This window comes from Cellulosimicrobium sp. GQ32, assembly GCF_059758455.1.
The window spans coordinates 657,589-670,511 of the sequence record NZ_JCAXEP010000001.1 but is presented as its reverse complement, the minus strand read 5'-3'; the positions used below and the strand labels follow the sequence as shown (position 1 = coordinate 670,511).

The following is a 12,923-nucleotide window of genomic DNA, read 5'->3' as shown; positions in this document are numbered from 1 at the left end:
GGGTCTGGATCACGGCTGCGCCACCATATCTAGCCCGACCCTCCTGTGCGACGCGGATCCCCGGCGTGGCGGCGACCGCGGGACAGGTCGGGACGTTGGTCCCGTCGGGCAGGGTCGCGCGACCCGGCGGGGCGGGGATTTCTCGCGGTCGGGACCGCGCGTCACGGCGCTAGCGTCGGGGCGTGTCCCGACGTCCCCCCGGCTGGGTGCCGAACCAGCACGGCGCGTGGCCGATGCTGCTCCTGCCGTTCGTCGTCGGGACGGTCCGGGGGATGCAGGACGCCGGCTTCCGGCCGGTGACCCTCGCGCTCGGCGCGCTGTGGCTCGTCGGGTACCTCGCCTACTCCGCTGCCGGGCTCTGGCTGAAGTCCCACCGCCGACCGCGATACCGGCGCCCGATGCTCACGTACGGCGCGGCTGCGGCGGTGCTCGGGGCGCTCGTGCTCGTGCTCGACCCGGCGCTCGCGGCCTGGGCGCCCGCGTTCGTGCCGTTCCTCGCGCTCGGCCTGTGGGCGTCGGCGCACCGCACCGAGCGGTCCGTCGCCGCGGGCGGCGCGATGACCGTCGCGGCCTCGCTCATGACGGTCGTCGCCTACGCCGCGTGCCGGCCCACGGGCGCTCCGGTGCTGGCCGTCCCGGCCGTGGTCTGGCTGGTCGCCGCCCTGCTGCTCGCCTACCTGTTCGGGACGGTGCTCTACGTCAAGACGATGATCCGCGAGCGCGGCGTGCGGTCGTACGTCGTCGCCTCGGTCGCGTACCACGCGGCGGTCACCGTCGCGGCGGGGGTGCTCGCCGTCGTGCACGACCCCTCGTGGTGGTGGGCGACGGCGTTCCTCGCCGCCGTGACGGTGCGCGCGGCCGTGCTGCCGGGCCGGCCGCTGAGCCCCAAGGCGGTCGGGGTGGGGGAGATCGTCGCGACGGCGCTGCTGCTCGCCGTCGCGCTCGTCGTGCGGTAGCCCCGGGCGTTCGCTGGTTCACTGGCCCGATGGACGACGACGCGCCCCTGACCCTCTCCGGCCTCGGCGAGCGCGTCGAGGCGGTCTCGGCGCTCTACGCCCGCAAGTTCGCCGTCGAGCGCGACCCGGACTGGTTCATGCTCAAGCTCGCCGAGGAGGTCGGGGAGCTCACCCAGGCGTTCCTCGTCGCGACGGGACGCACCCGACCGCGCGGCGAGGCGTCGCCGTCCGGGGCGGTGGTACCCGGCACGTCGCTGGCCGACGGCGGAGCCTCACCCCTCGCGGACGAGGTCGCCGACGTCCTGGCGCACCTGCTGCTGCTCGCGCGTTCCCAGGGCGTCGACGTCGACGCCGCGGTGCGGCGCAAGTGGCTCGTCTGGGAGACGGAGCTCGGCGGTCGACCGCGGAGGCGATGATCCCGATCGCGGCGCTGTCGCCGCTAGGGTGACGCCGTGACCGACCACCGCACCGACCCGCCCGTCAACGCCGACGAGGTCGAGACGCTGCGCGGCTTCCTCGACTTCCACCGCGACACGCTGCGCTGGAAGACGTCGGGCCTCGACGCGGCCGAGCTCGCGCACCGGCTCCGGCCGTCGTCGATGACGCTCGGCGGGCTGCTCAAGCACCTCGCCTTCGTCGAGTCGCAGTGGTTCTCGCAGGTGCTCCTCGACGAGCCGCTCATGGCCCCGTTCGACACCGCGGACTGGGCCGAGGACCGCGACTGGGACTGGACGACGGCGGCGGGCGACTCCCCGGCGGAGCTGCGCATGCTCTTCGACCGTGCCGTCGCGGCGTCCGACGCGATCCTGGACGACGCGCTCGCCGACGGCGGCCTGGACCGGCTGAGTGCACGGCCCGACCGGCACACGGGCGAGCGCTGGAACCTGCGCTGGATCCTCGTCCACATGATCGAGGAGTACGCGCGGCACAACGGGCACGCCGACCTGCTCCGCGAGGCGATCGACGGGACCGTCGGCGAATAAGGCCCGGCCGACGCCCTCGACGGATCGTCGGGTCGGTGGTTGCTCTCGGTACCTCGGGCCGGGACGATGGCCGGCGTGACCGCTCCCGAGCAGCCTTCGTCCGTCCCCCCTCCGCGCCGCCCGCGCGTCGCGACCGTCGTCCTCGCGGTGCTCCTCCTGGTCGGCGTCGCGCTCCTGGTCGCCGCGTCCTGGGTGGCGAGCCGCCCCGCGTCGTTCGGGTGGTTCGCGTACGCCCCCGTCTCCGGCACGGCGTTCGTCCCGCCCGGCGCCTTCGGGACCGGGCGCGCGGCGTTCCTCGCGGGCGCGGGCGCCCTGTTCGTCGGAGGCGCGGTCGGGTTCCTCGTCGGGCGTGGCACCGCGCCGACGGCGGCCGGCGGCTCCGGAGCCCCCGGGCCGCGGTCCGGAGGACCCCGGCACGACGAACCCCCGCGGTGACGAGGCGTCGGCGAGTTGAGCATGCACGACGACCTCGTCCTGCTCGACCTCGACGGCACGCTCACCGACTCGGCCTCCGGGATCCTCGCGTCGGCGCGACGCTGGCCGGCGGCGCCGGTGCTCAGGCGCGGGCGACGACGAGCACGGGCGCGAGGAGCCCGGCGCGCGTCGCCGCGACGTTGTTGCTGATCCGCGTGACGAACTCCTGGCCGAACACGACGACGAGCCCGTCCTGCCCGGGCCCGCCTCCGGCGGCGAGCGCCGCACGCCGGTCCTCGACGCGCAGGACGTCGAACCCGGCCGCAGTGAGCGCGCGGCCGTAGTCGTCCGGGGTCTCGACGAACGACGACCCGGCGTCGACCGCCCACGGCATCGGGAAGTGCAGGTCGCCGGCCCCGACCCGCATCTGCTCGAAGAGCCCGAACGGGCTCCCGGGGCGCACCACGCGGTGGACCTCGGTGAAGAGCGCCGCCTTGTCCGGCACGTTCATGCCGACGTGGACGAGCATCGCGCGGTCGTGCGACGCGTCGTCGCAGGGCAGCCGGTCGCCGTCGCCCAACGTGAACGTGACCAGGTCGGCGAGCCCCGTCCGCGCGGTGAGCTCGCGCGCGGCGTCGACGAAGTCCGGGCTGAGGTCCACCCCGGTGACCCGGCAGCCGTACCGGTGCGCGGCGAGGCGCGCCGGTCCGCCGAGCCCGCTGCCGACGTCGAGCAGGGTGGTGCCCGGCGCGAGGCCGAGGAGGTCGAGGAGGGCGGCGGTCGACGTCGCGCCCCCGGCGTGCAGCTCGTCGTACGGGGCGAGCGCCTCGACCGTCACCGGTCCGTCGCCGGCTCCCGCCGCGGCCAGGAGGCGGGCCGCGAGGTCCTTCCCCGCATAGTGCTGCCGTACCTGCTCCGTCGTGGCCATGGCGGCCTCCGTGCTCGTCGCGCGTCCACCCGCGGGCGCTCTCTCTCGACGGTACGCCCGTCGGCCCCGCCCCGCCGCGGCGGACGCCGCGTCGAGCCACAGGTGTTGACCTTGACGTAACGTCAACTTCTAGCGTGGTTCTCGTTGCCGCACGAGACGACGGCCGAGTCACCGAGCCCGGGGGAGGAGGCGAGCAGGTGCACCCCGCAGGAACGACGAACGAGCGCACGGCCGACTGGTCCATCCAGGAGGTCGCGCGCCTCGCCGGCACGACGAGCCGCACCCTGCGTCACTACGACGCGGTGGGGCTCCTGCGCCCGAGCCGAGTCGCGTCGAACGGCTACCGCCACTACGACGCGGACGCGCTCGTGCGTCTGCAGCGGATCCTGCTCCTGCGCGACCTCGGTCTCGGGCTCCCCGCGATCCAGGAGGCGCTCGACGGTGCGTCGGACGCCGGGGGCGACGGACCGCCGTCCGGCACCGCCGAGCGTGAGACCCAGGTGCGGGCGCTGCGCGACCACCTCGAGTGGCTGCGGGCGGAGCGGCAACGGCTGGCGCGGCAGATCGCGTCGGTCGAACGGACGATCACCACGATGGAAGGAGGTGGCGAGCTCATGGCGGACGACATGTTCGACGGGTTCGACCACACGCAGTACCAGGCCGAGGTCGAGGACCGCTGGGGCAAGGACGCGTACGCGCGCGGGCACTCCTGGTGGAGCGGCCTGAGCGACGCGGAGAAGACGGCGTTCAAGGACCGCGTCGAGCGGCTCAACGGCGACTGGACGGCGGCGGCGGAGGCCGGCGTCGACCCGGCGTCGGACGAGGCGCAGGCGCTCGCGCGGCGCCACGTGGACTGGCTCCAGACCGTGCCCGCGAACCCGGCGCACGAGCCCGGGCCGCTGCGGGGCTACCTGCTCGGCCTCGGCGAGATGTACGTCGGGGACCCGCGGTTCGCGCTCAACTACGGCGGCGTCGAGGGTGCGACCTTCATCCGCGACGCCCTGCGCGTCTACGTCGAGCGCAACCTCTGAGGAGCGCCGACGCGGGGATCCCGACCCGGGACCATCGGCCCGGGCGGGATCACCGCGACGTCACTAGCCTGGAAGCCTGGCGGGACACGGCGCCCCGCCGCCCGCCAGGAGGCACCCATGGCCACGACGTCGACGTCCACCGGCCCGGCCACGACCCGCAACGTCGCCCTCGTGGGGCACAGCGGCTCGGGCAAGACCACGCTCGCGGAGGCGTTCCTCCATCGCGCGGGCGCGATCCCGCGGGCCGGCTCCGTCGCCGAGGGCACGACCGTCTGCGACCACGAGCCCGAGGAGGTCGCGCGCGGCATCTCGGTGAGCCTCGGCGTCGCGCACCTGGACTGGCGCGCGCCCGACGGCGGCACGTACCAGGTCACCCTGCTCGACACCCCCGGGTCCCCGGACTTCGCGGGCTCCGTGGACGCGGCGCTCGCGGTGGCCGACCTCGCGGTCGTGGTGGTGAGCGCCGTCGACGGGGTCCAGTCGGGCACGGAGGAGGTCTGGCGACGCTGCGACGAGGCGGGGATCCCCCGCCTCGTCGTCGTCTCCCAGGAGGACCGCGCGCGGGCGAGCTTCCGCACCGTCCTCGCCGCGCTGCGCGGCACGCTCGACGCGCCGTTCGTGCCGCTCGAGCTCCCGCTCGGCGAGGAGCAGTCGCTGCACGGCGTGGCCGACGTCCTCACCGAGCGCGCGCGGGAGTACGACGGCGACGGGCGCACCCACGAGGAGGACGTGCCCGCGGAAGTGCGGGACGAGGAGCACGCGCTGCACGACGAGGTCGTGGAGGAGATCGTCACGCACAACGACGACCAGCTCGAGGCGTACCTCGCAGGTGACGAGCCCGGGGCCGTGGACCTCGAGCGCACGCTCGCGCACGAGGTGCTCACGGGCGAGGCCGTGCCCGTGCTGCTCGCGTCGGCGGTCACGGGCGTCGGCGTCGACCGGGTGCTCGACCTCCTGTGCGAGCTCGGCCCCTCGCCTGCTGACCGGGCGGCGGTCGTCGCGCTGCCCGACGGCGCGGGGTCGGGCGGCGCCGACGGCTCCCCGTCCGCGGGCGCGACGACGGAGGTCGCGGCGGACCCCGCGGGGGACACGCTCGTGCACGTCTTCCGGACAGTCGTCGACCCGTTCGTGGGCCAGGTGTCGGTGTTCAAGGTGCTCTCAGGGGCGGTCGCGACGGGCGACCGCCTCGTGAGCACCGCGACCGGCGCGGAGGACCGCGTGCACGGTCTGTTCCGCCTGCGCGGTCGCGAGCACGTCGCGGTCGACCGCGTGGTCGCGGGCGACGTGGCCGCCGTCGCGAAGCTCTCCGCCGCCTCGACCGGGACGCTGCTGGCGGCCCGGCGCACGCCCGTGTCCGCGCGCGACCTTCCTGAGCGGCCCCCGGTGTACGCGGTCGCGCTGCGGCCCGTGTCGCAGTCCGACGACGACAAGCTCTCCTCCGCGCTGACCCGCCTGCGCGCCGAGGACCCGACGCTGCACGTCGACCTCACCGGCTCGCAGGCCGTGCTCGGCGGCCTCGGCGACACGCACCTCTCGGTCGCGGTCGAGCGGCTGGAACGCTCGTTCGGCGTGCGCGTCACGACCGAGCCCGTGCAGGTCGCGTACCGCGAGACCATCACGCGCGCCGTCGAGGTCGAGGGCAAGGTGAAGAAGCAGTCGGGCGGGCACGGGCAGTTCGCCGTCGTGCAGCTCCGCGTGTCCCCGCTCCCGCGCGGCGAAGGGTTCGAGTTCGTCAGCTCCGTCGTCGGCGGGTCGGTGCCGCGCCAGTACCTCCCCGCCGTGGAGCGCGGCGCGCGCGAGGCCATGGAGGGCGGCGGGCCGCACGGCTACCCGGTCGTCGACCTGCGCGTCGAGGTCCTCGACGGCAAGGCCCACTCCGTCGACTCGTCCGACATGGCGTTCCGCACCGCGGGCGGTGTCGGGGTGCGCGAGGCGCTCGCCGCGGCGGGCACGGTCGTGCTCGAACCCGTCTCCGCCGTGTCCGTGACCGTCCCGTCCGACACCCAGGGCGACGTCATGGGCGACCTCTCCGCACGCCGCGGACACATCACCGCGACCGAGTCCCTGCCCGACGGCCGCGTGCGCGTCGACGCGCTCGTGCCCGAGGCCGAGCTCACACGTTACGTCCTCGACCTGCGCTCCGTCACCGGCGGGCGCGGGTCGTTCACGGCCACCCCCGACCGCTACGAGGTGCTCCCGGGCGGGGTCGGGGCGGGACGCTAGCCGCTACGGGGGCGGGGCGACGACAGCTGCTGGACCCAGCGCTCGCTGGTCGACCGGGTGCGACGATGGGTCCGCACGGGGAGGAGAGAGCGATGGCCACCGTGGGCGTGTGCGAGGACGACCCCGCGGTGCGGCGCGCCGTCGCGGAGACGCTCGAGCGCGCGGACCACCGCGTGGTGCTCGCACACACCGGCGCAGAAGCCCTGCGCGTCCTCGGGCCCGACGCCGGGCTCGACGTCCTCATCATCGACATCGGCCTCCCCGACGCGGACGGCCGCGACGTCTGCCAGGCGCTGCGGGCTGCGGGGCAGAACGCCCCGGTCCTGTTCCTGACGGCCCGGGACACGCTCACCGACCTGGTCTCGGGCTTCAGCGCCGGCGGTGACGACTACGTGACCAAGCCGTTCGCCGTGGTGGAGCTCCAGGTCCGGGTCGCGGCCCTCGCGCAGCGCCGGCCCGCGACCGCGCCGACCACGGGCCTCGCCCTCGACCCCGCGACCTTCGCGGTGCACTACGACGGCCGTCGCAGCACGCTCACCCCGACGGAGTTCCGCCTGCTCGCGGCGCTCGCCGCACGCCCGGGTACCGTCGTCCGGCGCCGTGACCTCGTCGCCGCGGGGTGGCCGTGGGGTGCGATGGTGCAGGAGAACACGATCGACTCGTTCGTCCGCCGACTGCGCGCGAAGCTCGACTCGGTCGCTTCCCCGGTGCGGATCGAGACGGTGCGCGGCGTGGGGTACGCGCTCCGGTGAGACGCGCGGTCTCGCGCCTGCTGTCGTGGCGCAGCTGGAGCATCCGGACCCGGATCGTCAGCACCACGGCCGTCCTCAGCCTGGCCGCCATGGCGGTGCTGGTCGTGCTGATAGACCTCGCCCTGGACCGCGCCGTCGACGCCAGCGTCGCCGAGCTGTTGCAGGCCCGGGCCGACGCCACGGTGGACGGCGCGGTGGAGGGGGCGAACCCGGACGAGGCGTCCGGCGACGCGGTCTGGGTGTTCGACCCGAGCGGCGCGCTGGTCTCCGGCCCGAGCGGCAGGCCCCTCGACGACGCCGCGTCGCACGCTGCTCGGGCACCTGCGGGCACCGTCACCGAGCACGACGAGTGGCTGCTGCTCAGCGACGACCTGCCCGGCGGCCGTGGCTCGATCGTCGTCGCGACGTCGTTGGAGCCCTACGAGACCACCCGTCGTCTGTCGCTGCTGACGTCGCTCCTCCTCGGGGCGCTCGTGGTCGCTGCGGTCACGGCCCTGACGGCGATGACCGTCGGACGTGCGCTGCGGCCGGTCCGGTCCATGGCCCAGGACGCGTCACGCTGGAGCGAGCACGACCTCGACCGGAGGTTCGCTCTGGGCCAGGCGCGCGACGAGATCACCGAGCTGGGTGCCGTGCTCGACCAGCTCCTGGAGCGGGTGGCCCAGGTCCTGCGTGCGGAGCAGCGCCTCACCGCCGAGCTCGCGCACGAGCTGCGCACCCCGCTGACCGTGGTCCGCGCCGAGGCCGAGCTGGCAGCGCATCAGGTCGGGATCCACGACGCAGACCGGGAACGCCTCGAGCGGATCGTGGCCGCGACGGCGCACATGAACGCGGTCATCGACACCTTGTTGTCTGCCGCGCGCGGCTCGGTCGCCGCGCGCGTGCGCACACCGGTCGACGACGTGCTCGACGCCGCGACGAGCGGACCCGCGATGACCGAGGGCGGCCCCTCGGTGGTCGTGCACCACTCGCCCGAGCTCGTCACGTCCACCCCGCCGGACGTGGCCGCGAGGGCGCTCTCGCCCCTGGTGGCCAACGCGACACGCTACGGGCGATCCCGGGTGACGGTCAGCGCGCACCTCGCGGGCACCTGGGTGGCGATCGACGTCGAGGACGACGGCCCTGGGGTGTCCGACGACCAGGTCGAGGCGGTGTTCGATCCCGGGCACCGCGCGCCGGAGTCGCCCGGGGCAGGCTTGGGGCTGCCGCTCGCGCGACGCGTCGCCCGCGCGAGCGGCGGGGAGGTCGTACTCGTCTCCTCGACCCCCGCGCGGTTCCGGCTTACGCTGCCCGCGGCACGGTGACTCCTCGCTGACCCCCTCACCCCGTGCACCGCGGTGCAGTCAGGTGGGTGGCAGGTGTCCGCTCCTATCGTCGCCGGGTGCGAGACCGACGACCTCTGTTCATCGGGGCCGCGACCGCCGCGGCCCTGTTCCTCGTGCTCCTCGCACTGGTCCTGCTGGACGGGCGGGAACCGCTGGCGGTCGACCTCTGGTGGCAGGCGGCGGTCGGCCACCTCCACAGTCCCGCCGCGACAGCGGTCCTCACCGTCGTCTCCGACATGAGCAGCAGGTTGATCGGGAAGCTCGTCGTGCCCGTGGCCGTCGTCGTGGGGCTCCTGACCCACCGCAAGCGCGTCGAGGCCCTCACGTTCGCCGTCACCGTGGGGTCGTCGGCCGTGGTCGTCTGGGTCGTCAAGGACCTGGTCGCGCGCCCCCGGCCCGGCGTCACGTCGTTCGACTCGTTCGCGTTTCCCTCGGGTCACGTCACCAACGCGGCGACCGTCGCGGTCCTGCTCGCGGTCTTGCTGAGTCGCCGCTGGCTCGTCGCGCTCGCACTGGCCTGGGCGGTCGTCATGGCGGTGAGCCGCACCTACCTGGGCGTGCACTGGCTCACCGACACCCTCGCAGGAATCTGCCTCGGGACGTTCCTCGCGCTCCTCGCCGTGCTCGTCCAGGACACCGCCCTCCGGCTGCGGGCGCCACGGACCGGGGGCGAGCGATCCAAGCTCTTCACCACGAACCACCGGGGGGCCGAGCGGCGCTCCAGCGCCGACCGCGCTCAGCGGCGTGGTAGGACGATCGGTGCGCCGCCGCCGGGGTGGTCGACGACCTCGACGGGGTAGTCGTAGACGCCGCTCAGCAGCTCCGCGGTGAGGACGTCGCGTGGTCCGCCGTCGGCGACGACGCGTCCGCCCGCGAGGACGGTGACCTGGTCGGCGTACGCGGCCGCGAGCGAGAGGTCGTGCACGACGACGACCACGGCGCCTCCGGCGGCGGCGTGCGCCCGGGCGAGCTGGAGCACGAGCTCCTGGTGCTTGAGGTCGAGCGCGGCGGTCGGCTCGTCGAGCATGAGGAGCGACGTGCGCTGCGCGAGCACGCGGGACAGCGCGACGCGCGCCTTCTCCCCGCCGGACAGCGACGTGAAGTGCCGGTCGGCCAGGTGCTCGACGTCGGTCGCGGCCAGGGCCTCGGCGACCGCGGCGTCGTCCTCGTCCTCGAACGGCGTGCCGCGCCACGGCGAGCGGCCCATGCGCACGACGTCCACGGCGGTGAACGGGAAGCTCAGCGCGACCTGCTGGAGCATCACGGACCGGCGAAGGGCGAGCTCGGTCGGCGTCCAGGCGCGCAGCGGCCGCCCGTCGACGACGACGTCCCCTGCCTCGGGGACCAGGTCGCCGGTGAGCACGGCGAGCAGCGACGACTTGCCCGCCCCGTTGGGCCCGAGCAGCGCGCGGACCTCGCCCGCCCGGACGTCGACCGACACGTCGCGCAGGATCGGTGCCTCGCCGAGCGTGAGGGACACGTCGTGCGCGGCGGTGACCACGTCGCCGGGCGCGACGGGCCCGGGGAGGCGGGACCGCCGTCGGGCACCGGTGACGGCGGTGCGCAGGGAACCGAGGAACGAGGAGCCCTCGTGGCGCAGGTCGCTCATGCCCAGCCTCCCTGGCGCGAGCGCGTGCGGCGCAGCAGGTAGAAGAAGAACGGCCCGCCGACGAGCGACGTGATCATGCCGAGCGGCAGCTCGACGTTCGCGACGGCGCTGCGCGCGAGGAGGTCGGCGGCGAGCAGCACGACGGCGCCGCCCAGCACGGACGCAGGGATGAGCGTGCGGTGGCTCGGCCCGCACACCATGCGTACGAGGTGCGGCACGACGAGCCCGACGAACGCGATGATCCCCGTGAACGCGACCCCGGCGGAGACGAGCAGCGCCACGAGGACGATGACGAGCTGGCGCAGCCGCTCGACGTCGACCCCGAGGTGCTGGGCCGCGCGCTCGCCGAGCGCGAGCAGGTCCATCTTGCGGCGCACGAGCATCGCGCCCGCGACGCCGACGACCGCGATCGGCAGGACGACCGCGACGGACTGCCACGTCGCGCCGCCGAGCGACCCGAGCTGCCAGAAGACGATCTGCTCGCGCGCCGCCGGGTCGGCGACGAACGTGAAGAACGCGAGCATCCCGCCCGCGAACGCGTTGACCGCGATGCCCGTGAGCACGAGCGTCACGACCTCGGTCCGCCCCCCGGCGCGCGCGAGCGCGTAGACGACGAACGTCGTGACGAGACCGCCGGCGAACGCCGCCGCAGCGACCCACGTGCCCGGCACGAGCGCGCCCGCGGTGACGATGACCGCGCACGCGCCCACGGCCGCGCCCGACGACACCCCGATGACGCCCGGCTCCGCGAGCGGGTTGCCGAACACGCCCTGCATGAGCGCGCCCGAGCACGCGAGCGCGGCGCCCACGACGATCGCGAGCACGACGCGCGGGAACCGCACGACCCACAGCGCGTTCTCGCCCTGCGGGTGCGACGGCATGGGTCCCCAGTCGAGCCCGACGTGGTGCGCGAGCGAGCCCAGCACCTCCGCGGGCGACACGGGCACCTGACCCGTCATGCCCGACACGACCGTGAGCACCGCGAGCGCGACGCCCAGCCCGACCATGAGCCACTGCGCGGCCCGGCGCCGCTGCTGCCCGACGGCGGGGCCCACCCGGGCGGGCCGCCTGCCCGGGTCTGGGGCGCCGTCGGGCGCGGCGACGCCCTCGGGACCGGGCGCGTCCTCGGGCGTGCCGAGGGGGCGGGTGACGGGCGCGCTCACGACGCCGGGAGCTCCGGCGCGGGCACGCCGTAGAAGGCCTCGACGAGCGATGCGATCGTGGCGCCGGTGCGAGGGCCGAACGTGAGGAGGCGCGAGCCGTCCATGTCGACGACGCGGCGCGTCTCGCCCGCGGGCGTCTGCGCGAGGCCGGGGATCGCCAGCATGGCGTCGAGGCCGCCCATCGACTCGAGCCCGTCGGTCATGACGAGGTAGGCGTCGGGCGTGGCGCTGATGATCGCCTCGCTCGTGACGGGCGCGTACTGCTGCGTGAGGCCGATCGCCGTCCCGGCGTCCTCGCCGCCGATCTCCTGGATCAGGTCGTCGGCGCCCGAGCCGGGCCCGAACAGCATCTTGATGTTCGACCCGCGCAGGTAGAGGAACGCGACGCGCGGCGTCCCGGTGTCCTGCGGCACCGCGGCCAGGGCCGCGCAGATCTGCCGGTCCGTGCGCTCGACCAGGGCCTCGCCCTGCGCGGGCACGCCGAGCGCGGTCGCGACGGCGCGGATCCGGTCGTCCACGCCGTCGAGCGTGCGCGCCTCGTCGAAGTACACGACGGGGATGCCCGAGCTCTCGAGCTGGCTGCGCACGTCGTCGGTGAGGATCGTCGCGTCGGTGAGGATCACGGACGGGTCGAGCCCGAGGATCGCCTCGACGTCGAGCGCGTGGCCCGCGCCCGTGACGACGGGGACGTCCGCGGCCTCGGGGAAGCCCGTCGGCAGGTCCCGCCCGACGACGTTGTCACCCAGTCCGAGGCTGTAGACGATCTCGCCCAGCGTCCCGTAGAGGTCGACCGGGATGATGCGGCTCACGTCGGTGATCTCGACCTGGCGGCCGTCGACCGACTCGACCGTGACCGGAAGCTGTGGGGCCGGAGCGTCCGCGACCGGGTGGATCGCGTCGTCGGCGAACGTCGCGCTCGTGGGCCCGGTGGGGAACGACGCGGGGTCGACGTCGGACCCGCCGCCTGCCGCGCGCGACTCCTCGAGCGTCGTGCAGGCCGGCGCGTCCGTCGTCTCGTCGGCAGTCTCCGCGGGCGCCGCCTCGACGGGCGTGGCGTCCTGGCTCGCCTCCGCCGACGGCGTCGCGGGCGGCTCGTAGGGGAGCGGCGCGCACGCGGTGACGAGCCCCAGCACGACGACGGCACCCGCCCCGACCAGCGCCGTCACCGTCCGCCGCGCTCGACCGGGCGCGGTGCCCGACGGCCCCGAGGGTGACGTCGAACGGCTCGTCGGCGAGCCGTGGTGCAGCGCGGAGCGGGCAGCGTGAGGCATGGGGAGTTCTCCAGGGAGCGGTGCGCGGGAGGGCGCGACCCGGCGAGGCCGTCGCCCGCCCCAGGTAAGACGAGCCTAACCTGACTTGAAGCGATCTCCGACCGTCTCGCGAGTAATGAGCCTCACGTGAACGGCACGAACCCCACCCACTCGACCGAGGAAGAACCCGGCTCCCTCGAGGTAGAGCCGTGGTCGCGCGAGGTAGAGCCCTGGTCCGCCGAGGTAGAGCCGTGGTCGCGCGAGGTAGAGCCCTGGTCCGCCGAGGTAG

At 74.9% G+C, this 12,923-nt stretch carries 13 protein-coding genes; 9 read left to right on the top strand and 4 right to left on the bottom strand.

All coding sequences use genetic code 11. The features are described 5' to 3' along the window. Positions 1-182: 182 nt before the first annotated feature. The 4 genes from AC6CH9_RS02820 to AC6CH9_RS02805 all read left to right on the top strand — a co-directional run bounded on the left by AC6CH9_RS02820 (position 183) and on the right by AC6CH9_RS02805 (position 2,374). Complete coding sequence (locus tag AC6CH9_RS02820) at positions 183-956, top strand: YwiC-like family protein (RefSeq protein ID WP_498153551.1); 774 nt, start codon at positions 183-185, stop codon at positions 954-956. Between the two features lie 29 nt (positions 957-985). After that, entirely contained in the window at positions 986-1,372 is a 387-nt protein-coding gene (locus AC6CH9_RS02815) for a pyrophosphatase (protein WP_498153550.1), read from the top strand. Positions 1,373-1,408: 36 nt separating this feature from the next. Further along, positions 1,409-1,939, top strand: a complete 531-nt coding sequence (locus tag AC6CH9_RS02810) for a DinB family protein (protein WP_498153549.1) — start codon at positions 1,409-1,411, stop codon at positions 1,937-1,939. A 75-nt stretch (positions 1,940-2,014) separates the two neighbouring features. Then, entirely contained in the window at positions 2,015-2,374 is a 360-nt protein-coding gene (locus AC6CH9_RS02805) for a hypothetical protein (protein WP_498153548.1), read from the top strand. A gap of 121 nt (positions 2,375-2,495) precedes the next feature. Here the strand turns inward: AC6CH9_RS02805 and AC6CH9_RS02800 are convergent, their stop codons facing one another. Continuing rightward, positions 2,496-3,281 carry an SAM-dependent methyltransferase gene (locus AC6CH9_RS02800; protein WP_498153547.1) on the bottom strand — a complete coding sequence of 262 codons (786 nt, stop codon included), beginning with the start codon at positions 3,279-3,281 and terminating at the stop codon, positions 2,496-2,498. Between the two features lie 197 nt (positions 3,282-3,478). On the opposite strand from AC6CH9_RS02800, the gene AC6CH9_RS02795 reads away from it, so the two are divergent. From AC6CH9_RS02795 to AC6CH9_RS02775, 5 genes are all read left to right on the top strand, one after another. Next, on the top strand, positions 3,479-4,312 hold the full coding sequence (locus AC6CH9_RS02795) for a MerR family transcriptional regulator (RefSeq protein WP_498153546.1): 834 nt from the start codon (positions 3,479-3,481) through the stop codon (positions 4,310-4,312). 117 nt (positions 4,313-4,429) lie between these two features. Beyond that, complete coding sequence (locus AC6CH9_RS02790) at positions 4,430-6,535, top strand: elongation factor G (RefSeq protein WP_498153545.1); 2,106 nt, start codon at positions 4,430-4,432, stop codon at positions 6,533-6,535. A 92-nt stretch (positions 6,536-6,627) separates the two neighbouring features. Continuing rightward, positions 6,628-7,287, top strand: a complete 660-nt coding sequence (locus AC6CH9_RS02785) for a response regulator transcription factor (RefSeq protein ID WP_498153544.1) — start codon at positions 6,628-6,630, stop codon at positions 7,285-7,287. Next, positions 7,284-8,591, top strand: a complete 1,308-nt coding sequence (locus AC6CH9_RS02780) for a HAMP domain-containing sensor histidine kinase (protein WP_498153543.1) — start codon at positions 7,284-7,286, stop codon at positions 8,589-8,591. The genes AC6CH9_RS02785 and AC6CH9_RS02780 overlap by 4 nt, the downstream gene beginning before the upstream one ends. A 77-nt stretch (positions 8,592-8,668) precedes the next feature. Beyond that, positions 8,669-9,412, top strand: coding sequence for a phosphatase PAP2 family protein (locus tag AC6CH9_RS02775; RefSeq protein WP_498153542.1), 744 nt, complete (start codon positions 8,669-8,671; stop codon positions 9,410-9,412). On the opposite strand, the gene AC6CH9_RS02770 is transcribed toward AC6CH9_RS02775, so the two are convergent. From AC6CH9_RS02770 to AC6CH9_RS02760, 3 genes are all read right to left on the bottom strand, one after another. Beyond that, positions 9,349-10,221: a heme ABC transporter ATP-binding protein gene (locus tag AC6CH9_RS02770; protein WP_498153541.1), complete on the bottom strand. Its 873-nt coding sequence runs from the start codon at positions 10,219-10,221 to the stop codon at positions 9,349-9,351. The genes AC6CH9_RS02775 and AC6CH9_RS02770 overlap by 64 nt on opposite strands. Then, positions 10,218-11,228 (bottom strand): FecCD family ABC transporter permease, encoded by a 1,011-nt coding sequence (locus AC6CH9_RS02765; protein ID WP_498153705.1) that lies wholly within the window; start codon positions 11,226-11,228, stop codon positions 10,218-10,220. The genes AC6CH9_RS02770 and AC6CH9_RS02765 overlap by 4 nt, the downstream gene beginning before the upstream one ends. 152 nt (positions 11,229-11,380) lie before the next feature. Further along, positions 11,381-12,655 carry a heme/hemin ABC transporter substrate-binding protein gene (locus tag AC6CH9_RS02760; protein ID WP_498153540.1) on the bottom strand — a complete coding sequence of 425 codons (1,275 nt, stop codon included), beginning with the start codon at positions 12,653-12,655 and terminating at the stop codon, positions 11,381-11,383. Between the last annotated feature and the right edge of the window lie 268 nt (positions 12,656-12,923).